Annotated in this window: 17 protein-coding genes; 9 read left to right on the top strand and 8 right to left on the bottom strand. The window is 35.2% G+C overall.

All coding sequences use genetic code 11. The features are described 5' to 3' along the window. Window positions 1-16: 16 nt before the first annotated feature. The 4 genes from VB264_RS10370 to VB264_RS10355 form a co-directional block, all read right to left on the bottom strand. Window positions 17-781: a TolC family protein gene (locus tag VB264_RS10370; protein WP_323249097.1), complete on the bottom strand. Its 765-nt coding sequence runs from the start codon at window positions 779-781 to the stop codon at window positions 17-19. 135 nt (window positions 782-916) lie between these two features. Beyond that, entirely contained in the window at window positions 917-1,288 is a 372-nt protein-coding gene (locus VB264_RS10365) for an Hpt domain-containing protein (RefSeq protein WP_309923882.1), read from the bottom strand. Between the two features lie 350 nt (window positions 1,289-1,638). Beyond that, complete coding sequence (locus VB264_RS10360; protein WP_323249096.1) at window positions 1,639-2,712, bottom strand: glycoside hydrolase family 2 TIM barrel-domain containing protein; 1,074 nt, start codon at window positions 2,710-2,712, stop codon at window positions 1,639-1,641. 350 nt (window positions 2,713-3,062) lie between these two features. Further along, window positions 3,063-4,703, bottom strand: coding sequence for a carboxylesterase/lipase family protein (locus tag VB264_RS10355; protein ID WP_323249095.1), 1,641 nt, complete (start codon window positions 4,701-4,703; stop codon window positions 3,063-3,065). A gap of 247 nt (window positions 4,704-4,950) precedes the next feature. Between VB264_RS10355 and VB264_RS10350 the strand changes: the two genes are divergently transcribed. From VB264_RS10350 to ppk1, 4 genes are all read left to right on the top strand, one after another. After that, a complete protein-coding gene (locus VB264_RS10350) occupies window positions 4,951-5,187 on the top strand; it encodes a hypothetical protein (protein WP_323249093.1) in 237 nt (78 codons plus the stop codon). Window positions 5,188-5,191: 4 nt separating this feature from the next. Further along, window positions 5,192-5,599, top strand: coding sequence for a type II toxin-antitoxin system VapC family toxin (locus tag VB264_RS10345; protein WP_323249091.1), 408 nt, complete (start codon window positions 5,192-5,194; stop codon window positions 5,597-5,599). 103 nt (window positions 5,600-5,702) lie between these two features. After that, on the top strand, window positions 5,703-6,656 hold the full coding sequence (locus VB264_RS10340) for a site-specific integrase (RefSeq protein ID WP_323249090.1): 954 nt from the start codon (window positions 5,703-5,705) through the stop codon (window positions 6,654-6,656). Between the two features lie 109 nt (window positions 6,657-6,765). Beyond that, window positions 6,766-8,814 (top strand): polyphosphate kinase 1, encoded by a 2,049-nt coding sequence (ppk1, locus tag VB264_RS10335; protein ID WP_323249088.1) that lies wholly within the window; start codon window positions 6,766-6,768, stop codon window positions 8,812-8,814. A 43-nt stretch (window positions 8,815-8,857) separates the two neighbouring features. On the opposite strand, the gene VB264_RS10330 is transcribed toward ppk1, so the two are convergent. From VB264_RS10330 to VB264_RS10315, 4 genes are all read right to left on the bottom strand, one after another. Then, window positions 8,858-9,928: an alkaline phosphatase gene (locus VB264_RS10330; protein WP_323249087.1), complete on the bottom strand. Its 1,071-nt coding sequence runs from the start codon at window positions 9,926-9,928 to the stop codon at window positions 8,858-8,860. A 182-nt stretch (window positions 9,929-10,110) separates the two neighbouring features. After that, entirely contained in the window at window positions 10,111-13,269 is a 3,159-nt protein-coding gene (locus tag VB264_RS10325; RefSeq protein WP_323249085.1) for an efflux RND transporter permease subunit, read from the bottom strand. Window positions 13,270-13,400: 131 nt separating this feature from the next. Then, a complete protein-coding gene (locus VB264_RS10320; protein ID WP_323249083.1) occupies window positions 13,401-14,528 on the bottom strand; it encodes an efflux RND transporter periplasmic adaptor subunit in 1,128 nt (375 codons plus the stop codon). A gap of 109 nt (window positions 14,529-14,637) precedes the next feature. Further along, entirely contained in the window at window positions 14,638-16,005 is a 1,368-nt protein-coding gene (locus tag VB264_RS10315) for a TolC family protein (protein ID WP_323249082.1), read from the bottom strand. A gap of 938 nt (window positions 16,006-16,943) precedes the next feature. Here VB264_RS10315 and VB264_RS10310 point away from each other — a divergent pair. The 5 genes from VB264_RS10310 (at window position 16,944) to VB264_RS10290 (ending at window position 23,820) form a co-directional block, all read left to right on the top strand. Beyond that, on the top strand, window positions 16,944-18,446 hold the full coding sequence (locus VB264_RS10310; RefSeq protein ID WP_323249080.1) for a malate:quinone oxidoreductase: 1,503 nt from the start codon (window positions 16,944-16,946) through the stop codon (window positions 18,444-18,446). A 419-nt stretch (window positions 18,447-18,865) separates the two neighbouring features. Beyond that, window positions 18,866-19,651 (top strand): ThuA domain-containing protein, encoded by a 786-nt coding sequence (locus VB264_RS10305; protein WP_323249078.1) that lies wholly within the window; start codon window positions 18,866-18,868, stop codon window positions 19,649-19,651. A 121-nt stretch (window positions 19,652-19,772) separates the two neighbouring features. Further along, a complete protein-coding gene (locus VB264_RS10300) occupies window positions 19,773-21,119 on the top strand; it encodes an SWIM zinc finger family protein (RefSeq protein WP_323249076.1) in 1,347 nt (448 codons plus the stop codon). Window positions 21,120-21,122: 3 nt separating this feature from the next. After that, window positions 21,123-22,703: a DUF5691 domain-containing protein gene (locus tag VB264_RS10295; RefSeq protein WP_323249074.1), complete on the top strand. Its 1,581-nt coding sequence runs from the start codon at window positions 21,123-21,125 to the stop codon at window positions 22,701-22,703. A gap of 40 nt (window positions 22,704-22,743) precedes the next feature. After that, complete coding sequence (locus VB264_RS10290) at window positions 22,744-23,820, top strand: ATP-binding protein (RefSeq protein WP_323249072.1); 1,077 nt, start codon at window positions 22,744-22,746, stop codon at window positions 23,818-23,820. Window positions 23,821-23,834 lie beyond the last annotated feature (14 nt).

Raw genomic sequence — 23,834 nt, 5'->3', positions numbered from 1 at the left:
ATAAAATGTAAAAAGCTCATTTAATCTGTTGTAATAATGTTGTAAGATTTACCCCAACCACAACTTCAAGTTGCATGAAAATTAATTGGAAATTATTGAGGGCAGTCTCATATTCTACTTTTGCTTTATTAAAGGATTCAAGCACACTTGATACTTGATCGATAGTAATCTGATTCTGTAAAAATTGTTTCTCAGCCAAAGAGCTATTCGACTTGGCAATTTGCAGGTTATTGCTATTGATGATGAATACCTTTCTTGCCAGTCTTAACTGTTGATACAAACCTATTATTTGCTGTTTAATTTCAAGCGTGAGGTTCTCTTGTTCAGCTAATGCAATGTTTACTTGCGCCTGACTCGATTTCAATAAGTGCTTTCTGTTGATAATATTGGTTATAGGAAGTGATGCTGCAACCCCAAAATTGTAAAACCCAGTTTGTGCTGTCGTAAAAGAATTTGCTCCGGGAACAGAGGTTGCTGTATTATTTACGGCTGAATAGTTTGTACCATAATTGTATGAAGAGATAAGGCCTATTCCACTAAAGATAACATTTTTGTTGGTTTTTAACGTTGATGTTGCGATATCTACGCTATTCATACTTCTCTTTATTTGAGGAGACGACTTTGTTGCAGCATCAATCAGCAAGGGCAAAAACTCTTCCGAATCTAAAGCTTTTGCTAATAAGGCATCAGCAGGAAGTGACTGCCCAGTGACCTCTAATTTACTTATCCATAATACCAAAAATAAAAAAATGCCAATAGTATATCTTCGTGACCCAACCATAAAAAAACTATTTAAAGAAATTTAATATTTCCTATCTTCTTTTAGAATCAAGAGATTCATGTTAAAATTTATTATTTACGAATATCAAATATACTTCGTTTTTAATAACTAATAAATGGCAAGGTTGTTTTTAGGCTATAATCCTTCTTCTTCCATTCTTTTTAAATCCTCGGTTACAATCTCTTTTACTTTAACTACCTCTGGCGAAAGTGCATTATAACGTCTTATTAATTCGTCTCCTGTTGGATTCCCTTTTGCATAAAGCTCATATTCATGAATTTTTGGGCTAATTTCAGGAAAGCCAATCATCGAGAAACATGGTTTAAATTGATGGGCTAATCCGCCTACTTCGGCAAACTTTTTTTGTTGTAGTTTAGTCTGAATATCCTCCCAAATAGGTAAACTATCTTCTAAAAAAGACTCAAACATTATTTTTACAATTGTTACATCATCTCCGTAAATATTATTGAGGTGATTCACATTAACTTGAGAATTAAAGCTGAACATATCTTGGATTGTTTCTTATAACTAAATTGACAAAAACTATACCATAAAAATGACTGAATTAAAAAAAACGTGATATTTGAAGAATTACTTTCTAATTAAACACAGTCATAATTCTGTTTAACAACTATTTACAACGATTAAAAGTACTGAAAACTCGACAAAATTAAAACTTATCATACAGTATTTTAAAGATTTATTTGCTTTGAACTTCTTTAAAACGCTACCCTCTAAGAATTTATTGAGGTATATTATCAAATATCATTAGTAATCAGGTAGTTATAAAAAATTCGGTTAGGGCTATCGAAAAAAATAGATAGCCCTAACCGAATTCCTAAATCTATCAATATCGCTTACTTTTTGCCTGTAAGCGCTTTAATTACCTTTACTTCTTCTGGTTTATAAGCCGTTCCGTCTGGTCTGAAAATATCATGGAACCACAATTCTGGTTCGTTTCCATTAGGCATTGGCTTGTCCCAAGCGTAAATCGTGTTGGTTTTTCCTGCTACTAAACCCCAGTTATAGGCTGCGATATTCTCTTTCTTTAATAAAGGCATAATACTGCTGAATAAGCTATTTCTGCTTCTGGCCATGTATTCAGTACAAAGCAGTGGTCGCTTTGATAATGTTCTTAGCTTCGCTATATCATCAGTATGATTCTGTAAATCACCATAATTATGATAAGTAGTAACGTCTGAGTTTTTAATCTGGAAATCAGATAGTTCTTTCAAACTCCAGTTCCAAACACCTGCAGAAAGTGGCTGGCTTGGGTTGGCTTCTCTACCCCAAATAAATACCTTTTCTAGCAACGGCATACTCTTATTGCCATAGCCTGAATTGCCAGGTTCATTGTATAAATCCCATAATACTATTCGCTTATCATTCTTAAAAGTTGTCAAAACATCTTTTACATATGCTTCTAATTTCTCAATGACTTTCGGGTCATTGAAAATCAATTCACCTGGGTCACGTACCCATCCCGAGTTATGAACTCCAGGTTTTGGCGCAGGTTGTTTCCCAGCACTGTATGTTGGGTTCCAGCAATCATCAAATAATACAAAAAGCGTAGAAATATGATGCTTGTTAGCGATTGTCAAATATTGGTTAACACGACTTTTAAATCCTTTAGGGTCAACTTCCCACGCTAAATGATGTAGGTAAACTCTCATAGAATTCATTCCGATGCTTTCAGCATAACCTAATTCTCTGTCGATAGTGGTGGGGTCAAAACTCTCTGCTTGCCACATTTCTAATTGATTGATGGCTGTGCTTGGTATAAAATCACTACCACGCAACCAGCCTTTTGTTTTGTACCAAGCATTTGCCTTTTCAACTGACCAAATTTCTCTTGGGGCTGATTGTGCCACTATACTTTGAGACAATAAACTGAAAACCAGAAGGCTCAGTAATATTTTGACAATTTTCATGCGATTAAAATTTATTTATGAATTATTTTGAATTGTTTGCTAGTGTTTTTCAATGCTTTTCATTCTTTAGATTTTTTTATTATTACAGTATTCTCATAATTAGCAGGACAAAGTGAAGAATAATTATTTGATTTTTCTGTTCAAAAGTTATTCAAAATGTCTCAATTTGTGTTAAAAATGAAATTTAGGATACCAAAAAGCTAATCTATTCTTGTAAATCTCTTTTCTTTAAGCCTTACCAAATAGATGTAATGTGATAAACTCTGCATTATCTTTCCCCAAGACCCATTAAATAAAAAACGGTTTCGACTTATCGTCCAAACCGTTTTAAAAAATATCTAAAGATTAGATTACTTACCTGCCGTTATTTCAAGTAAGTCTTTATCATGATGAAATTTTTGAACACATTCATTATCCAAAATCATAGTTGCACCATTTTCAGCAGAATATTTTTGCCAAGTTGGTAAGCCTTTGTGATTTGGATTCCCCGATTTAGCGAAGTTTATCCAAGCCTGACTGATTTTATTGGAAAGAGCATAAGCACTACTTCCGCCTCCAGTCATTTCTTCGCAACGAGCGATATTATCAAATACAAAAGGGATTTCGATACAGTGAATAGCCTTGTACATACCATCCATGATAGGCGACTGCCAAGTAAACATATACATATAAACGGGTGCGGCATCAGCAGTAGCTTTCATATTTGCTTGTTTAACAGCCCCTGGACGAAACGTTGACACATCAATATCTATTAAGTCAGATGGTTTAGTCGTATTAGGATAAGCTTTCTCCACTGCTTTTAAATAAGCTTCTGTTTTATCTCCGTATTTTTTCTGTAAAAATGCCTTCGCTTCGTCTGTTGAAAAATTTCTAATAGCAGGGTTAATCAGCGATGCCATAAATTCATTCTTTGTTGAACCAATCAATAAGGGAATATTTTTAGAAATTTCAATCCCTGCTGGATCTACTTGCTGATAAGGTAAATAGTTTCCATCATGACTTGGTCCCCAGCCTAAACCACCACCCACAAAAGCTTTTCCTTCTGCTTTCATTTTGGCTTGTACTTTTTGCTGAGCTCTTTTGCCCGCTGCATTTAAAACATCGTATGGTATTTTTTGCAAAGAATCTACTTGACTAGGCTGTAATCCTAACTCTTCTAATAAAGCTGCACTTACTTTCTGAGCATCTTCTTTTTCTAAGAAACTAGTTCTGTAACTTCCACTTTGTACAATAGCTTTCTGAAAAAAGCCTTTTGCTGAAGGGGCATACATCAACGTTGTTACTTTAGCACCACCGCCCGATTGACCGAAAATCGTTACGTTATTAGGGTCGCCACCAAAATTAGCAATATTTGCTTTTAACCAATGTAAAGCCGCCTCTAAATCCATGATGCCAACATTGGCAGAATATTTATATTTATCACCATAAGCCGATAAATCGCAAAAGCCCAAAATATTCAGACGGTGGTTTAAAGATACAACCACTACATCGCCTTTTTTACTCAAATTTTCACCATCATAAGAAGGGAGTTCAATAGAAGAACCTGCTGTAAAACCACCACCATGAAGCCACACCATCACTGGTCGTTTTTTCTGGTCGTTGATTCCTGAACTCCAAACATTAAGGCTTTGGCAACTTTCATTAGTATAGCCCCAATTGTGATTAAATGCGAACTCAATTACATCGTTTACCGAAGTCGTTGCATCCATCGGACATACTGGACCATAAGTCATTGAACTTCTTACGCCTTCCCACGCTTTTGGTTTACTCGGAGGCATAAAGCGTTCTGATACGGCATAAGGAATCCCTTTGTAAGTATAGATGCCTTTATGAACATAGCCTCTTACTTTACCAAATTCAGTCTGCACAACGCCAGTGCTAGAGTTGGCTATGATAGGAGCAGCAGTAACAGTTTTTTTCTGACTAAAACTCAACATAGGAGACAAGCTCATGAGCAATAACGACAGTATTATGGATGTTTTCTTTTTCATTGTAAATAGAAGGTTGGTATAAAATTGAATTTTTGAAAGGTAAAATTTATTATTGTCTCAATTTGAGACTTTATAAAACAAAAGTCTGAAAAAATATTGGAATTATTCAATATTTTTTCAGACTAAATAACAAAATTTGTTTAAAGATTAGTTATAAAGGTTTTCACATAAAAATGTTGAGTTAATAATTGCTAAAGTTTAACCAACATATTTTATAATAAAGTAAATTTGATAAAACAATAATATCATGGAGGCTACTTTTAAAATTCCTGTCAACGCATTACCAAATATTGTAAAATCAATTAAATCTTTATTTGGCTCTACTGTAATGATAGACATTACCGTAAAAGAAAGCGAGCAAAATAAGGATATTGATTATACAGAAATGTTTAAAAGAACGGAACTAACAAGATTGAAAAATGAAGCGATTAGTGTTCCTGAAGGTTTAGACTTATATGCCTTGGCAAATGAAGTAAACTTATAATGTTATGCTCTATTTTGATACCGATGTTCTAATCAACTATTTATTTAATCAAAACCAACTTAGCCATAGTAAAGCGATTGCCGTTTACGAACAAGCCATAAAAGATAAGGTATTTTTTACATCACTTCTAACCTTACAGGAGCTTAGCTATGTTGCTAATCGTTTAGGTTGTCGAGAATCTGATGTCGAAATAATGATTCAAGACTTTATGATTGCAAAGCCGGTTGCTTATACAACAACAGATTTTATCAGAGGTATTCAATTAGCAAAATTGATTGGCTTTCAACATATCAATGATTGCCTACATACAGCAATTGCAGAGAATAATGGTTGTACTGAAATTTACACTTTCAATAAATCTGACTTCCAAAAAATACAACGTCATACCAAAGTAAAAATCACTATCCTATAACTATGTATTTAAAATGGAGTTTTTATAGTTGTATTATTACTTCCGATAATTAAACATTATCATAACTAAAAGTATATTTGTAAAGCTTAAACCAAAATCAGCGATGCAAGAAATCTCAACTGTGGATAATCAGACTTTGGCAAATATTCAGACACTCGCTGAAAAAATAGATGCTTATGGTCGCAAAGGTTTAGAAGGTGCAGCAAATACACAAAGAGCATATCGAGCAGATTTAAAGCATCTCAAAGATTGGTGCGAAAAAAATAACCTCACAATGATGCCTATTTCGGCTACTACTTTGGCTGGCTATGCAGCATATTTAGCAGATACTCATAAGTGGTCAACTATCAATCGTCGTTTTGCAGCCATTGCCAAATTACATCATTTGAATAATGTAGATGTTCCACTGCAAGACCGCCAATTCAGAGCGGTGATGGAAGGGATTAAAAGGACAAATGGTATTCGTCAAAAGCAAGCCCCTGCTTTTAATATCAAAGAAATCAAAAATGTGTTGCGTAGTATAAAAACAGACACCCATACTTTATTACGTAACAAGGCTATTTTGTTATTAGGATTTACTGGGGCGTTCAGACGCTCAGAATTAGTGGCTTTAAACTTGGAAGATTTAACATTTTCAGAAGACGGGCTTATTGTATCAATGGGAACAAGTAAAACCAATCAATATGGCGACTACGAAGAAAAAGCAATATTCTATAGTCCAGAGACAGTCCTTTGCCCAGTACGAACTTTACAAAATTGGATGACTACATTAGAAAGAACTACAGGTCCATTATTCGTTAGGATTAGAAAGGGAAACCAATTAACAGACGAAAGGCTCAACGATAAAACGGTAAATGATTTAGTGAAAAGCTATTTAGGTGAAAAATATTCTGCCCATTCCCTTAGGGCATCTTTTATAACCATTGCTAAACTCAACGGAGCCGACGACAGTGAGGTAATGAGACAAACAAAACATAAAACATCGGCCATGATTATTCGTTATACTCGCCTTGAAAATATCAAACAACATAATGCTGCGATGAAACTTGGTTTATAAACTGATATGATGTCTTTTTAAATTAATATCTTGTTAAGAAAATTAAAAGTATTTCAATCTTATCCGATTTCTAGTAGCTTTAATCTACTTAATTATTCCCTCATATTTCATGCAAGATTTTACATTTTTCGACAGAGATATTAGCTGGTTATACTTTAACGAACGAGTATTAATCGAAGCCCAACGAAATGAAGTACCATTATTAGAAAGAATAAAATTTCTTTCTATTTATTCTTCAAACTTAGACGAGTTTTACAGAGTAAGAGTTCCAGCTCTGATGGCGCTAAAAAAGCTTTCGGAAAAAGATGAGCTGGACGATGCTGGAAAAAACAAAGAGGTTCTCAATCAAATCAAAGAGATTGTGAACCGTCAGTTGCAAAGTTTTGGGAAAACGCTTTCAGAACAAATATTACCTGCCTTAAAGGGAAACAATATCCATCTTGTTTATAATGAACCCATCCCTACTACTATTTTGGATGCTACAAGAGAATATTTCTTTACGCAAGTACTTGCCTTTTTACAGCCTATATCATTATTAAAAAGCGATAAAAGCTTTTTCCCTGAAAACAATAAACTGTATGCCTTAGCTGTATTATCATCTGAAAAACACCCAGAAGAACAAATTCAAATCATTAATATTCCATCGAATGATTTACCACGATTTCACAGTATCGTTAAGGATAAAATACAATACATTGTATTTTTAGAAGATATTATCAAAGAGCATCTTCATCTAGTCTTTAAGAAATCAACCATCACAGGTTTTTATACTTTTAAAACTACGAGAGATGCAGATTTGACATTGGAAGATGACTATAAAGGTGATTTAGTAGAAAAGCTAGAAAAACAAATTGCGAAAAGAGATTTAGGCTTTGCCACACGTTTTTTATACGATGCCAAAGTACCTAAAAACCACTTAGATACGCTAACGGAATACCTTAATCTGAAAAAACAAAGTATCATAGAAGGTGGAAGTTATCATAATTTAAAAGATTTCTTTTCCATTCCCATTCATCATGCTACTTTGAAATACGACAATTGGCTCGCTATTCCTCATCAAATTGCTGAAGACAAAACACTTTTTGATGAAATTAGTCAGGGAGATATGATTTTTCATGCGCCTTATCAGTCTTATGATACAGTACTTCGTTTTTTTAATGAAGCGGCTATCAACCCGAATGTCGAAGAAATTTATGTAACCCTGTATCGAGTTGCCAGCGATTCAAGAATCGTAAATGCATTAATTAGCGCGGCAAAAAATGGCAAAAAAGTGACTGTGTTAGTTGAATTGAAAGCAAGATTTGATGAAGAAAATAATATCAAATGGGCAAAAAGAATGAAAGCCGAAGGTGTAAAAATCATCTACAGCGTACCATCTCTGAAAGTCCATGCAAAAATCGCTTTAATCAAGAAAAAAATGGGTAAGAAAACCTATTACTTCGGCTTACTTGCCACTGGCAATCTCAACGAAAGTACTGCTCGATTTTACACAGACCATATTCTATTGACAGCTCATCAAGAAATGCTTCAAGAAATGGAATTGGTCTTTCGCTTTCTCAGTAAAAAGAAACGAAAACCAAACATTTCAGATATTAGTAATTTCAAACATTTATTGGTTGCTCAATTCAACTTACAGCATAAGTTTATCGCTTTAATAGACCGAGAAATTAATAATGCTAAAAATGGATTACCTGCTTCTATTACCCTCAAAATGAATAATTTAGAGGAACGAGTGCTGATTAGTAAACTATATGAAGCGTCAAATGCTGGTGTAAAAATCAATCTAATTATCAGAGGAATCTGCTGTTTAATCCCCGGCATTGTAGGCATGAGCGAGCATATTAGTGTACGCAGAATTATTGATAAATACTTGGAACATGGTAGGGTTTTTATCTTCCATAATCAAGGAAATAAAGAAGTATATATGGGTTCTTCGGATTGGATGGATAGAAATATTTATCGAAGAATTGAGGTGTGTTTTCCTATTTATAATGAAACTATCAAACAAGAAATATTACAAATCATTGATTTACAGCTCCGCGACACCATTCAAGCTGTTGCGATTGATGATTCATCAAACAATGTATTTTTCCCAAAAGATGAAACTGCTTTACGCTTACGTTCACAAGCGGAAATCTATCGTTTGCTAAGTAAATAGTTTTTGGATGGTCATTTTAAATTAGGATGACCATCCAAGAAAATTATTTCTTAAAATTATAGGCATTCAACATTTTATCAAAAATCTGATTGTTGAAATAAATGCCAGAAAAAGCTTCTGCTCCTACTCCATAAGCATACACAGGAATCATTACACCCGTATGACCTTTTGTAGTGAACTTTCCTTCAATATGTCCTTCTTTATCAGCATCAATCAATGAAAAACCTCCTGTTTCATGGTCGGCAGTGATGATTACTAACGTGTTTCCATCTTTATCTGCAAAATCAAATGCTTCACCAATGGCTTTATCAAAATCAGTCATTTCATTGATAATATACTGAGTATCATTAGCATGTCCACCCCAATCTATTTGTGAGCCTTCAATCATTACAAAAAAGCCTTTCTTATTCTGCTTTAAAATATTCAACGCTGTTTTAGTAGATTTTAATAACTGCTCACCTCTCCCTTCTGATATTTTTACTTGTTCTTCATCTGCTAAAAACCCTGCTAATTTGCCAGATTTTACTTTTTCTACGTCATCAATATTGTTGGCTATTTGATAATTTTTAGCTCTCAAACTATCAATTAAGTTTCTACCATCTTTACGCTTTGCAAAGTGATTTCTACCCCCCCCTACAAAAACATCAATGTCTGTTTTCAAGAAATCATTCGCTATTTCTTCAACCATACTTCTAGAAGGCTGATGTGCAATAAATGAAGCGGGCGTAGCATGGGTAATAGAACAAGTAGCCAATAAGCCCGTTGCTAAACCATTCTTCTCAGCTATTTCTAAAATACTAGGTTGAGCTTGTTTCAAGCTATCTACTCCGATAGACCCATTGTATGATTTTTGTCCAATAGCCAATGCTGTTGCCCCTGCTCCAGAGTCAGTTACAAAATCATCTGTTGCTTGGTTTTTATGAAAGCCAATGTATTGACTTCTTTCGATATTCAAATGTCCTTTGTTAGCCACAATGCCTGCATAAACTTGTGCAGTCCCCATACCATCACCAATTAATAAAATAATGTTTTTAGGATGTTTTAGCTGTTTCTTGTTTTGTGAAAAGCTTGAAAAAGAGATTATTAGCAATAAAATACAGAAAATATTTCTCATGAAATTGAAGGATTATGGTAGTGTTTATTATTCCGAAACCGTTGTCGATTTCTATTTAGCAATGCGATAATAAACAATTCTATATTCAAAAAATAAAGCTAACACAAAACATTATTAATTCTTAATAATGCTTTTATGTTAGCTTATCCATATTGAAGTGTAATAATATTAAATCTTTACTTTTACTCTACTTCTACATTTGGTGTAATTTTATGTTTTTTGTCTCCTCCTGCAAGCCTTTCAATGAGTACAAAGAGTACTGGCACTACGAAAATCGCTAAAGATGTTGCCGATAACATACCTCCGAAAACCGTCCAACCGATAGTCTTACGAGATTCCGCAGCTGCACCACTAGCAAAAGCCAACGGTAAAACCCCCAGAATAAAGGCAAGTGATGTCATGATGATAGGTCTTAAACGAAGCTGAACAGCCTCTAAAGTTGCTGGAATCAACTCCATTCCTTTATCCACACGCTCTTTCGCAAATTCTACAATCAGAATGGCATTTTTTGCCGCCAGACCAATCAAAGTAATCAAACCAATCTGAGCATAAATATTATTAGACAAGTTTGGTAATAAAGTAAGTGTTAGGATTGAGCCAAAAGCACCAATCGGAACAGCAAATAATACTGAGAACGGAATAGACCAGCTTTCATATAAAGCAGCTAGGAACAAGAATACGAACACAATAGAAATTCCAAAAATCAATGTCGTACTATCCCCTGCTTTTAACTCTTCACTACTCATACCCGAGAATTCGTAACTATAACCCGTAGGCAAAGTGCTAGCTGCTACTTCTTTTAAAGCCGTGATAGCTTGACCACTACTGAAACCTGGTTTAGGAGAGCCATTGATTTCTATAGAACGATATACGTTATAGTGTGAAATCAAAGCGGCATTTTCTACTACCTTTGCTTTTACTAAGGCTTTTAGGGGTACCATATTGCCCACATTGTTTCTTACATAAAATTGTTCTATTTTATCTAGAGACGAACGGAAGCTACTATCTGCCTGAACCATTACCCTAAAGTTTCTACCATATAGTGTAAAGTCATTAATATATGAACTACCCAATAAAGTAGAAAGCGTTCCGAAAACTTCTGATACTTGTACCCCTTGTTTTTTGGCTTGGTCACGATCTACATCAATCTGATAACCTGGTGTGCGTGAGCTAAAAAAAGTAAATGCCATCCCAATTTCTGGGCGTTGGTTTACTGCAGCCAAAAATTTACGCGCTACTTTTTCAAATTGTTGTACATTATCTGGACTAGTTGTTTGCAATAATTCAAAAGTAAACCCTGCGGTTTGTCCTAATCCAGGAATTGCTGGCGGAGCAATCGCAAGGACTCTGGCTTCTTTAATATCAGCCGTACTCTTTTTAATTTTATCAATAACCGCCTGTACTTGGTGCTCTTTCCCTTCTCTATCAGACCAAGGCTTTAGGTTCACAAAGAAAGTACCTACGTTGGTTTTATTAGAAAAACTTACAATATTCAACCCTGCAATACCACCCACTACTCTTACCTCTGGTAATACTTCTAGGCGTTTCATGATAGTATTAAATAATGCTACATTTCGGCTAGTAGATGTTGCTTCTGGCATTTCGTAGGTTACATACAAACGTCCTTCATCCTCTGTAGGAATAAAACCTGTTGGTTTAGATTTAAACAAGAATGTTAAGCCTACGAACAAACAAACCATCATCACCAACACCATTGGTGTTGCTTTAATCCATTTCGCTACGCCTCTGGTATAAGCAAAAGAAAGACTTTCAAATTTGGTATTGAACCAAGCGAAGAATTTCTCTAAACCATTTTTTCTTGCATTCTTATCTTTCGAAGGCTTCAGCATAATAGTACATAAAGCTGGTGTTAAAGAAAGTGCTACAAACGCAGAAAGCATAACCGAAACAGCAATAGTAATGGCAAATTGTTGATATAATCTACCTACGATTCCCGGCACAAAACTTACTGGCACAAACACCGCTGCAAGGATTAATGCAATGGCAATTACAGGACCAGAAATATCCTTCATAGCCTTCACCGTAGCATCCTTAGGTGTCATATCATGTTCATCCATATTATGCTGTACGGCTTCTACTACCACAATGGCATCATCCACCACAATACCAATCGCTAATACAAAGGCAAATAGTGTAAGCGTATTAATCGTAAAGCCAAAAGGAATAAAGAAAATGAACGTACCAATTAATGACACAGGTATTGCCAAGATTGGAATCAAGGTTGCTCTCCAGTTTTGAAGAAATAAGAATACCACCAGAATCACCAAAATCAAGGCTTCTACTAAAGTGTGCATTACTTCTTCAATAGATACTTTTACTACTGAAGCAGACTCTAAAGGCACAACATAGTCAATATCTTTAGGGAAAGTCTTTTTCATTTCTGTCAAAGCCGCTACAACACCTTCATAGGTTTTTAGGGTATTTCCTCCTGGAGCAAGGTAAATAATTACAAAGGCAGCTGGTTTTCCCGAAACAAAAGCATTCACACCATAGTCAAACCTCCCTAATTCTACTCTGGCTACATCTTTTAAATACACAATACTTCCTGTAGCTGGTACAGTACGCACAATGATATTTTCAAATTGATCTTTTGTATTTAAACGACTATTTGTCAGTACACTATATTCAAACGCTTGTGTAGACGGTTGAGGATTCCCCCCTACCGTACCTGCTGCAATCTGAAGATTTTGTTCTGCTAAAGCTGCTGTAATATCACTTGGCGTCATTCGCATGGCAGCCAACTTTTCTGGGTTCAACCAAATTCTCATCCCAAAATCATCTGCTCTCGATACAATATCACCTACCCCTTTTACTCTTTGCAAGGCATCTTTTACATAGATGTTCGCAAAGTTTCCAATGAATTTGGCATCATGTGTTCCCTTTGGCGAATATAACGCCAAGGCCATCATGATACTTGGATTACGCTTACGAACAGTTAATCCCAAACGCTTAACGGCATCTGGTAAAGTTGGCTGAGCCACACTTACACGGTTTTGTACATCTAGTGCGGCAATATTAACGTCAGTACCAATGTCAAATGTTACGTTAATGCTACTTTGTCCACTACTAGTACTGTTACTCGACATATAAGTCATGCCCGGAGTACCGTTGATTTGAGTTTCAATCGGTGTCGTAGTTGTTTGTTCTACCGTCTGGGCATCCGCTCCTGTAAAATTACCTGTTACAGTAACCGTTGGCGGAGTAATATCTGGATATTGTGAGATAGGCAATGTAGTCAAGGCAATGATTCCCACGATGACTAACACCAACGAGGTAACGATTGCGGTGATTGGCCTTTTTATAAAAACATCTGCTATCATTTTTATATTTTTTAAATATTGTATTAGTTTATAGCCAAGAGCTTTGAACCTCCCTAAGCTTTGATACTATTAAAATCTATTGTTGTTTTAGAAAAGAGTAAAAAAAACCTTTTCTAAACTTATCATTCTACTTATTTCTTAGCAGGTGTTGCCGCAGGGATTTCTGTAGTAAAAACTGCTCCTTCGCGTAGGTTTTGAATTCCCTCAACAATAATTTTATCTCCTTCTTTCAAACCATCTTTCACAATGATTTTTGTACCTAAGCTTGTACCTAATTGTACTCTTTTCTGAGTCACTTTACTGCTATCACCTGGCACATATACAAAGAATTCTCCCAATTGTTCTGAGATAGCTTTGTAAGGAATTACCACTGCTTTTTTAGAAGTACTCAATACCCTAACTGTACCCGTCATACCTGAACGAAGTAAGTTTTTAGGATTTGGGAAAGCTAATCTCGTCTTTATCGTTCCTGTTTGTGGGTCAACGGCTCTATCCATCAAAAGAAGTTTCCCTGTATAAGGATAAACGTCGCCACCAAAAGCAAGCGTAAAAGTTGAATCATTATTAGCTTTCCCTTTTTGGATTAAGTTGGTGAAGTAGTAAATATCTTTTTGGTCAACATTAAAGTCAACCGCTAATTGATTATCAGTAGAAACAGTATTCAATATTGTTTGGCCTGCTGTTACAGCCGCCCCTTTTTTCACTAATGAAATACCGATAGCTCCGTCAAATGGGGCATATACTTTAGTATAGCGCACATTGGTTTGCACACCCTTGATATTAGCTTTTGAAGCCTCAACTTGTTTTTTGGCTACTTCCAAGGCAGCATCTGCATTATCTACTAATTGCTTGGCAACGGCATCATTTTGAGCTAATTCATGATAACGATTAGCATCTTTTTGTGCTTTTACTAAATTAGCTTCCTGAACACTTAGGTTAGCCACCGCTTGGTCATAGTTAGCTTCATACAATTGTGTATCAATCGAATACAACAGTTGTCCTTTACGTACTCTACTACCATCACTAAAATGTACTCCTGTAATAAAACCGCTTACTTGGGGTCTTAATTCTACTACATCCAATGCTGTTACTGTGGCTGGATATTCATCATGATACGCAGCATCCATTACTTGTACGGCCTCAATCGTTACAGGAACCGCTGGAGGCGCTGGCATTTGTTGAGCTTTTTTATCACCGCATGAGCTTAATAAAAACAAAGCTGCAATGATTGAATATTGTGTTGATTTATTGAAAAACATGTTGCTTCTATTCGTTTAAGTTGTCTGTTATTTCCCTGCTCTTATTAGCAGCAGTAAATGATTTAGTATTGAAATGAGAGAAATATGAATGCTATCAAAATGTCAGCCTTTAATAGTTAAGTTGACCTAATGCTTTTTGAACATCTACTTTGCTTGATAATACCAAGTAAAGCGAATTGTAATAATTAATTCTGGCTGTACGAAGGTCGGTCTCAGAAGTGATTACTTCTAAATAGGTTTTGATACCCGAACGATATTGCAGTTGAATCAAATCATATACTTCTTTAGCAAGTTCCATGTTTTCTTTTTGTGAGAGAAACACGGCTAAATTGCTTTTGTAAGTAGCTAACGCTTGTTGATATTCTGTATTTACACTTAATTTCAGGTTCTTAACATCTAAGTCTACTCGCTTCAACTGCCATTCGGCAGAGTTGATGTTAGCTTTACGCTTTCCTCCTTGAAAAATTGGTAACGAAAGCGTTACGTTAGCAAATGAATTAGGATAGTTTTTTGAATATAAATCTGTAAAAGTGTTATTCAAGAAGTTAAGGTTATAAGCTCCGTTGAAGGAAACAGCAGGTAAATAACTCCATTTATTATACTTCAATTCAGCTTCACGAAGGTTTTTTAACGTAGCTAATTGTTTGTATTCAATGCGTGAGGTAAAATCTGACTGTTGTAAAGTATCAATCATAATATCTCTGTCTACTTGTAGGGTATCATACACAATTACTAATTCTTCATTTTCAGGATAAGCCATCAACGACTTCAAATTTTGTAATCTAGCCTTCAATAACTCTTCGTTACTTTTCTTCAAAGCCAATGTATTGTTCAACGTAATGCTTACACGTTTATAGTCTATTTTGTCAGTTGTTCCAGCACTGTATTGATTCTTAGTATCTTTCAAGCTTCTCTGCAAACGAATAATGTCTCCTTCTGTCACTTTAATCTGTTGCTTCGTTGCCAACACTGCATAAAATGCTTTTGAAACATTTGCTGCCAAATTAATTTTGGTATTTGTTGTAGCCTGACTTGCTTGCAAACGAACATCGTTTTGGCTTCTATTCGCTAAAAGAGCATCTCGGTTAAAGATATTCTGTGAAACAGAAAACTGCGCAGCCGAAGTATTATCAACCCCTAGCTTTACAGGATTGCCCCCGATGATACTTGTTTGAACCAAAAAATTATGCTGTAAATTGTAGTTAAAGTTAATCTGCGGATACCAGTCAGCCAGTTTACTCTTTATCGTGTTTTCAACGATTCGCTGGTCGATAAATGACTGTTGAATTTGTGGATGATTCTTAATCGCATATTGAACGACATTTTCGAGTGTTGCATCTTCTAGTTTAGAAGCCGTTTCTGTTTTGCTAGACAGATTTTCTTGAACAACCGTTTGAGCATATAGTTTCGAGGGAATTTTTAAAACCAATAACGTTGTCAAGAACATTATCGGTAGTATTTTTCTAGTCTGGTACATGAACATTGATAGGTAAAATTGATCGTTTTGAATAAATATTAATGCGTTTTGTATGTTATTTGGATATTAACATGACTTTATAACCTATAAAAAATGATATTCGTTCACGATTTCAAAAAAATAGACAACAAAATTGACTATTTTTTTGAAAATAGGACTTTCCCATTTTTCTTTTAAGCTCATTTTTACAAGAAATAGTCATTTACTTCTAAATACAACTGCTATTCTTAGTTAAGAATGTGTCTCTTTACCTTCCAAAATAAGTATTAATTTTCAATAAATGATGGTTTTACTGAGCCTCAATTAATAGAATAAGCATTTTCAGAAGATTAAAAGGTTTTGATGATACAATTCTTTCTACAAGCATTTTACATTGAAATAGATTGATTACATCAGGATACAAAGTTTGCTCAATAATCGAAATTAAATGGTATATAAATTACTGGAATTCCTACCTATATTCCTGATACTGTTACGTTTTGGCTAATGCTTACTAGCATTAGGAAAGGGCGTATTGTATAGCATAAATTATAATATTAACAACCTACTAAACTTAATCCTAAGGCTGCTAACAACTGATTTTGATGAAATTCAAACATTTACTAAATGATTAAGTTTTTGCTTCATTCGGCTTAATTGCTGATTCACAATGTGCTAAACATACTTAAATCTTGCTCCTTCTATTTTTCTTCAAAGTAAAATTTCCGTAAAATCTTTTCATATCTCTTTGAAGTTTTTGCGCATATTATAGATTAATTCTAATGAGTAATTGGACATAACTTATAAGATTACCCATAGTAGTTTGTTTAGGATATTTGAGGTAATAACTTTGTTTGATGAACTAAATATTGGATAAATCCTATTATGAATATCCAATTTTCAAACTGATATAATTCATTTTTTCTTTTTTTAGAGTTGTCCAAAAAATTAATTGATTTATGAATAGTACAAATAGTAATTCAGACAAGGTTCTTGATATAGTTTTGATTGGTGCAGGAATTATGAGTGCCACTTTAGGTGCCTTACTCAAAGAACTACAACCAGATTTAAGTATAGAAGTTTTTGAACGCCTAGACATTGCCGCAGCTGAAAGTTCGGACGCTTGGAATAATGCTGGCACAGGTCATTCAGCTTTTTGCGAATTAAATTATACGCCTCAACTCTCTGATGGGTCTGTAGATATTTCAAAGGCAATTTCTATTGCAGAGTCATTTGAAGTATCCAAGCAGTTTTGGTCATACCTTGTACAAAAAAACAAAGATGTGTCGCCAGATACTTTTATCAAAAGTACACCACACATGAGCTTTGTTTGGGGAGAGAAAAATGTAGAATATCTTCGTAAGCGTTATGAACGTTTGCAGGAATCACATTTATTCAATGGAATGGTATATTCTGAAGACCGCGAGCAAATTAGTGAATGGATACCTTTAGTAATGGAAGGCCGAGACCCTGCTGAAAAAGTAGCGGCTACTCGAATGGATATAGGAACGGATGTCAACTTCGGTGCTTTAACTAGAATTATGTTTGAAGATTTACAGCATGATCAAAATGTATCTATTCATTTCAATCATGAAGTAAAGAAATTGAAGAAGAAAGATGGCAACTGGAAGATAAAAGTAAAGGATTTAGCAACGGGTGATAAAAGAGTAATCAGGACCAAATTTGTATTTATTGGTGCTGGCGGTGGTTCGCTACCTTTATTAGAAAAAGCGGCTATTCCTGAAGGAAATGGTTTTGGAGGTTTTCCCGTAAGTGGACAGTGGTTGAAATGTGTAAATCCAGAAGTTATCGAACGCCATAATGCTAAAGTATATGGAAAAGCTGCCGTTGGCTCTCCGCCAATGTCGGTACCTCACTTAGATACACGCATGATTGATGGTAAAAAAGCATTACTTTTTGGTCCTTATGCTGGTTTCTCTACGAGATTCTTGAAAAATGGTTCTCTGTTAGATTTACCTTTATCTATCAAACCCAACAATATTGTTCCGATGATTTCGGCAGGTTTAGATAACATCCCACTTACAAAATACTTAATCGACCAAGTGCGTCAATCTCCCGAAGACCGTCTGGAAGCATTAAAAGACTATCTACCTAATGCTAAAATGGAAGATTGGGAATTGGAAACGGCTGGACAGCGTGTACAAGTAATTAAGAAAGACCCAAAACATGGTGGAATCTTAGAGTTTGGAACAGAAGTAGTTAGTGCTGCTGATGGTTCTATTGCCGCTTTATTAGGAGCATCTCCGGGAGCATCAACGGCTGTTTCTATCATGCTTACTTTATTAGAGCGTTGTTACCCTGAGCAATTAAGTACGCCAGCATGGCAAGCAAAATTAAAAGAAATGATTCCTTCATTCGGTGAATCGTTGAGCAAAAACGCTGAACTAAGCGAAAGTGTAAGAGAGCATACAGCTGAAACATTACAGTTAGTACATGAATAATTACTCCAATATGAACATGAGTCATCCCGAATTTTTCCTAAAATTGTGCGTTTTGGAGACAATTTGAGAGGTTTTCTAATTAATTATTGTCTAGCCCTTACTTTTCTTTCCTTGATGAAAGAAAAGTAACAAAAGAAAATCAAGAATTCCTAAACTCGCTCCGCTCAAACAGTAGGAATTCGTTGCCAATCAATCATAAAAAAGCGGTCGAAAAACTAATTTAGACCGCTTTTTTATGATTTTAAAATTTGGGATGACTCATGTTTTTGCTTTACGCCTACTGCTTCATAAAACAATACCAATTAAAAGAGGATAGAAAAAGGATGAGTATATACTTAAATTTAGCCTAACTAAATTTATACTTAACTATATCCATGATTCAGCGCAGACTATTATTAATCACCTGCTTGTTTTGCTATATGATAGCTTCTTTTGAAAGCAATGCACAAAAACGCTCTTCAACCTTCAAAATAATAGGCTTTTATACGGCCAAAAATGACCAAGCACACATTAGTTATGTTCACGAGGCTAATAAATGGTTTGCTAAAATGGCCGAAGAACATCACTTTATTTATGATTCTACCAATAATTGGCAAAACCTTAACCTTGATTTCCTTTCACAATATCAGGTAGTACTATTTTTAGATACTCGCCCCGAAGCGCCAGAACAACGAATCGCTTTTCAGCAATATATGGAAAAGGGTGGTGCATGGATAGGCTTTCACTTCGCTGGTTTTGCCCTTAACAATTCAACCTACCCTCAAAATTGGGATTGGTATCATGAGCAATTTTTAGGGTCAGGTGAATACAAAAGCAATACTTGGCGACCAACGTCGGCAGTATTGAGTATTGAAAATCCTAAACATCCTGCTGTTAAGCATTTACCAAAAACGTTCAGCTCTGCTCCTAATGAATGGTATAGATGGACAAACGATTTAAGAAAAAATGCCAACATTGACGTACTCCTTTCTATTCATCCTAGCAGTTTCCCTTTAGGCACAGGGCCTAAAGCACATGAAATCTGGCATAGTGGCGATTATCCTGTGGCATGGACAAACAAAAACTATAAAATGCTTTATGTCAATATGGGTCATAATGATATTGATTATGAACATAAAACGAATAAAGATTTATCAAATACCTTTCAGAATACAACACAAAGTCAATTTATTCTTGATGCTCTTTTGTGGCTGGGCAGAAAATAAAAAATCCCAAATGGTCATGATGACCATTTGGGGTAAACGGTTATTTCTTTTACCCTAATTTGGAAATTAATAGAACTATTACTTTATTTGACTCAATAAAAATCTACTAACTACCTTCACCTTGAACTTTTCAGAACAACAAGTAGAGACACTTGCTCCAGATACCGCTTCTTTAAAAGCGGGTAAAGCATTATCTAATGCCAATCAGTGGTTAATAAAGCAATTTAATGAGCGTGTACTTTGGGGCGAAATCAAAGGGAGTGGCTCAAAACCATACCGTACTCAAATTGATTTACAAAATATTGCTTATAAGTGTTCTTGTCCTTCCTTCAAATTTCCCTGTAAACATGGTATTGGTTTAATGCTAGCTTTTGCGAAACAACCTACACTGTTTTCAGAAACTAACAGTGAACCAGATTGGGTAAAAGAATGGATTGATAAAAGAAACTTAAAAGCTGAAAAAAAAGTAGAAGTAAGTCCTGAAACATCATTAGATACAGAAGAAAAAGCACAAAAAAGTAAAGAAAAACGGCAGAATGAACGCCTCTTACAAGTTGAAGGTGGAATAGTAGAATTGGAATTGTGGCTAAAAGACTTGGTAAGAACGGGTTTGTTAGCTTTACCTAATAAGGATGCTAGTTTCTTCGAGAAAATTGCCGCTCGTATGGTCGATGCCAAAGCAACAGGATTGGCAGGGAGGGTTCGGGCTTTTAGAGATTTAAATTATTTAGGAAATGACGATTGGCAAAAGGACTCTCTCCGGATTGCTGCTGAAATATTTTTACTCATTGAGGCCTTTAAAAATTCCTCAAAATTATCTCTGGAATGGCAACAAAGCCTTAAAAGCCTAGTTGGCTGGAATCAATCTCCAAAAGAATTATTGCAAAACCCTAATGCCGAAAAAGTAAAAGATGTATGGATTGCATTAGGGCAAGAACAACAAGAGTCGGAAGGGATTATAATACAGCGAAATTGGTTGTTAGGGGCAAAAACCAATCGTTCTGCCTTGATACTCAATTTTGGTACGCCCTATTCTCCGCTCGACAATATCGTTTTGCCAGGTGCTTTGATAGAAGCCGAATTGGTCTTTTTCCCTTCCGTTTTGCCACATCGAGCCGTTATTAATCTACAAAAAGGATTTGTCCAAAAATTAGATAAAATTCCTGAAATGTTCAATGATTGGACTGATGCATTCCAATTTCGCGCTGAACAACTCAGTAAATATCCGTTCGTCAATGACATTCCCATGGTTATCAATAATTTACGGTTCGTTTTAGACAAAAAACAACATATTCTCTGTGATGCTACCATGCATTTCCATGAAATTAGTCATTCGTGGACTGAAGAAAAAATGTTAACGCTTTATGCTTACGCAGGAAATACATCTGTGAATTTGGCAGGTATTTTTAGGCGTGATGGCTTTTTGCCATTGGGGATTTTTGAAGGAGATAATTACTTAATGTTATAAAATATGTTACTACAACTTATCAATACAGCACTCCTTGGTACAGACAAAATTGGGTTTGATGAAAAATTATTGCCTGAAAGTATTCGGATTATCGTCGAGAAAATGTCTGATACAGATAAAGAAGCTAGATTTTTAAAAACGGCTGCACTTTTGGCATTTTATGAAGAATCAGGACAAAAACCTAAACGGTTTGTAGGAGAATTCCCAATAGAAAACCAACATAATAATGCTGTAGTTTCTCCTCAAAAATTTGCTGCTATTTTGAATGAAATTTTGGAGATGCCATACAACCTTAGGAATGATTTATTAGCTCTTTGGCTTGATAAATTGATAGAAAGGGAACAAGTATGTACTGCAAAATCAACTGTTTCGCTCTTGATTTTGGCAGAAAGTTTACCTAAAAAATTCCATTCTAAAATCATTAAAGTACTTAGTAAAAAAGGGTTAGACTTATTGACTTTCAAAACGAGTATTACGTTAAAAGAACTGGCTTCGGAAGAACAAATCTGGAAAGAAGGAAAGCTTGCAGAACGACGTGAATTATTTATTGAGCTTAGAAATGAGCACCCTCAAAAAGCTTTATCATTGTTAGAAACGACATGGAAAGAAGAATCTCTGAACGATAAAAGGGCTTTTATTGAGACCATAAAAACAACTTTTCAATTGTCGGATGTAGCTTTTTTAGAAAGTATTATTCCCGAGTTTACTTTTAAAATAAAAGAACGCAAGACCCAAAGAGAAATCAGGGTAATAATAAAAGGCTTGCTAATGGGCATTGTGGATACTGATACTTATATCTACACAACCAAAGCCTTAGAAATATACTTTAACCATGAAAAAGCCAAAGGGATTATGGGTTGGGCTGGTAAAAAAAACATAGTTATTTCATTATCTAATGATGACGATAGCTTTATGAATATCAGCATGATGGAATCTGAATATGGGTTTGAAGTATCTCCAGACATTGCCATTTTCACGACAAATCAGCATTATTGGCTTGCCTGTTTTCTAGAATATTTACCTTTTGATTTTTGGATTAATCACTTAGAAAAAGATTTAGAAGCAACAGTAGAATACTTTATTTCATCACCATTTAAGGTGAAATTATCAGGAAAGGAAGTCTCATTTTTTTTAAATGCTATCATTAAAAATGCTCTTCTCTACAAAAATATAGCTTTGGCAAAAGTTTTATTTAAGATTACTACTTTACAAGACCAGCGTCTACTTTTAGGCTTATTACCTAAAAGTGAGCAAGAGCAATACATCATTTCAACCAAACAGTTAACTTCCCTTCAAGTCTTAGAAGCCTGTTTTGCTAATTGGAATGGCACATGGTCAGTAGGATTTTCTGATAAAATATTAAAGGAGACTTATACTATCCTCATTGAACAAAATACTTTTATTCCAGAGCAACTTGCTATTTTCATGGTAAAACATTTACATCCATCTGCTATCAGTTTCTTACAAAATGCTAAAGTATATCCTATTGTTTCGGCAAATCCATATTACAGGAATCATTGGGAAAAACATTTTGTAGATGCAATCATGAAAGCAATGGAAATAAAACAAAAAATATATTCGTAGAGACGCTCTAAGTAACGTTTTTACTTTAAACAATGATAACATGAATCTTATACGCCAACACGCAGAAGTACAATTTTCGGAAGAATTAGCTGAACTCAAAAAACAAGATACTGGACATTTGCCACCCAACTGGTTACTAACTCCACAGGCAGTAGTTACGTATTTAATGGGTGGAAAGCTCAAAAATGGCTTTGAGGTTTCACCAAAATACATTGGTGACCGTCGTTTAATGGAAATCGCAGTTGCGACACTCACAACAGACCGAGCTTTGTTACTTTATGGTTTGCCCGGAACAGCCAAATCGTGGGTTTCGGAACATATTACCGCTGCTATATCAGGTGATTCTACCTTATTAATTCAAGGAACGGCAGGAACTGGCGAAGAAGCCATTCGTTATGGATGGAATTATGCTCGTTTATTGGCAGAAGGTCCAACCGAAAAAGCCTTGGTTACTACACCCATGATGACTGCCATGAAGAATGGAAAAATTGCCCGAATAGAAGAATTAACTCGTATTTCAGCCGACGTTCAAGATACGTTGATTACAGTACTTTCTGAAAAAACAATGCCTATTCCAGAATTGAGCATGGAAGTACAAGCAATCAGAGGGTTTAATGTAATAGCCACCGCTAATAACCGAGACAAAGGCGTTAATGAGCTTTCTGGAGCATTAAAGCGACGTTTTAACACCGTTATTTTACCCCTTCCAGATAGTGCAAATGAAGAAGTAGACATTGTACGTAGGCGTGTAGCCAGTCTTGCAAAGAGTTTAGAATTGCCCGTACAAGCTCCTGCTTTGCAAGAAATTGAACGCATCGTAAAGATTTTTAGAGAATTAAGAAACGGCGTAACTGAAGACGGTAAAACAAAATTGAAATCACCAACAGGTTCACTAAGTACTGCCGAAGCTATTTCAGTAGTGAATAACGGATTAGCTTTAGCCGCTCATTTCGGTGATGGTAATATGAATGCTCAAGACTTAGCCGCAGGAATCATGGGGGCAATCGTAAAAGACCCTGTACAAGATAAAATTGTTTGGAAAGAATATTTAGAAACCGTTATAAAAAGCCGAGAGGGATGGAAAGATATTTATCGAGCATGTAGGGAATTAAGTTAGAGCAAAACGATTCA

The sequence above is a fragment of the Arcicella aquatica genome, assembly GCF_034928825.1.
In the GTDB taxonomy this organism is placed as follows: domain Bacteria; phylum Bacteroidota; class Bacteroidia; order Cytophagales; family Spirosomataceae; genus Arcicella; species Arcicella aquatica.
The sequence above is the reverse complement of the archived record's forward strand: the minus strand, read 5'-3'. Positions and strand labels throughout refer to the sequence as shown.

Bases quoted from the DNA above. Each gene is read 5' to 3' on its own strand.
- VB264_RS10370 (WP_323249097.1), bottom strand. From the start codon at position 781: ATGGTTGGGTCACGAAGATATACTATTGGCATTTTTTTATTTTTGGTA.
- VB264_RS10365 (WP_309923882.1), bottom strand. From the start codon at position 1,288: ATGTTCAGCTTTAATTCTCAAGTTAATGTGAATCACCTCAATAATATT.
- VB264_RS10360 (WP_323249096.1), bottom strand. From the start codon at position 2,712: ATGAAAATTGTCAAAATATTACTGAGCCTTCTGGTTTTCAGTTTATTG.
- VB264_RS10355 (WP_323249095.1), bottom strand. From the start codon at position 4,703: ATGAAAAAGAAAACATCCATAATACTGTCGTTATTGCTCATGAGCTTG.
- VB264_RS10350 (WP_323249093.1), top strand. From the start codon at position 4,951: ATGGAGGCTACTTTTAAAATTCCTGTCAACGCATTACCAAATATTGTA.
- VB264_RS10345 (WP_323249091.1), top strand. From the start codon at position 5,192: ATGCTCTATTTTGATACCGATGTTCTAATCAACTATTTATTTAATCAA.
- VB264_RS10340 (WP_323249090.1), top strand. From the start codon at position 5,703: ATGCAAGAAATCTCAACTGTGGATAATCAGACTTTGGCAAATATTCAG.
- ppk1 (WP_323249088.1), top strand. From the start codon at position 6,766: ATGCAAGATTTTACATTTTTCGACAGAGATATTAGCTGGTTATACTTT.
- VB264_RS10330 (WP_323249087.1), bottom strand. From the start codon at position 9,928: ATGAGAAATATTTTCTGTATTTTATTGCTAATAATCTCTTTTTCAAGC.
- VB264_RS10325 (WP_323249085.1), bottom strand. From the start codon at position 13,269: ATGATAGCAGATGTTTTTATAAAAAGGCCAATCACCGCAATCGTTACC.
- VB264_RS10320 (WP_323249083.1), bottom strand. From the start codon at position 14,528: ATGTTTTTCAATAAATCAACACAATATTCAATCATTGCAGCTTTGTTT.
- VB264_RS10315 (WP_323249082.1), bottom strand. From the start codon at position 16,005: ATGTACCAGACTAGAAAAATACTACCGATAATGTTCTTGACAACGTTA.
- VB264_RS10310 (WP_323249080.1), top strand. From the start codon at position 16,944: ATGAATAGTACAAATAGTAATTCAGACAAGGTTCTTGATATAGTTTTG.
- VB264_RS10305 (WP_323249078.1), top strand. From the start codon at position 18,866: ATGATAGCTTCTTTTGAAAGCAATGCACAAAAACGCTCTTCAACCTTC.
- VB264_RS10295 (WP_323249074.1), top strand. From the start codon at position 21,123: ATGTTACTACAACTTATCAATACAGCACTCCTTGGTACAGACAAAATT.
- VB264_RS10290 (WP_323249072.1), top strand. From the start codon at position 22,744: ATGAATCTTATACGCCAACACGCAGAAGTACAATTTTCGGAAGAATTA.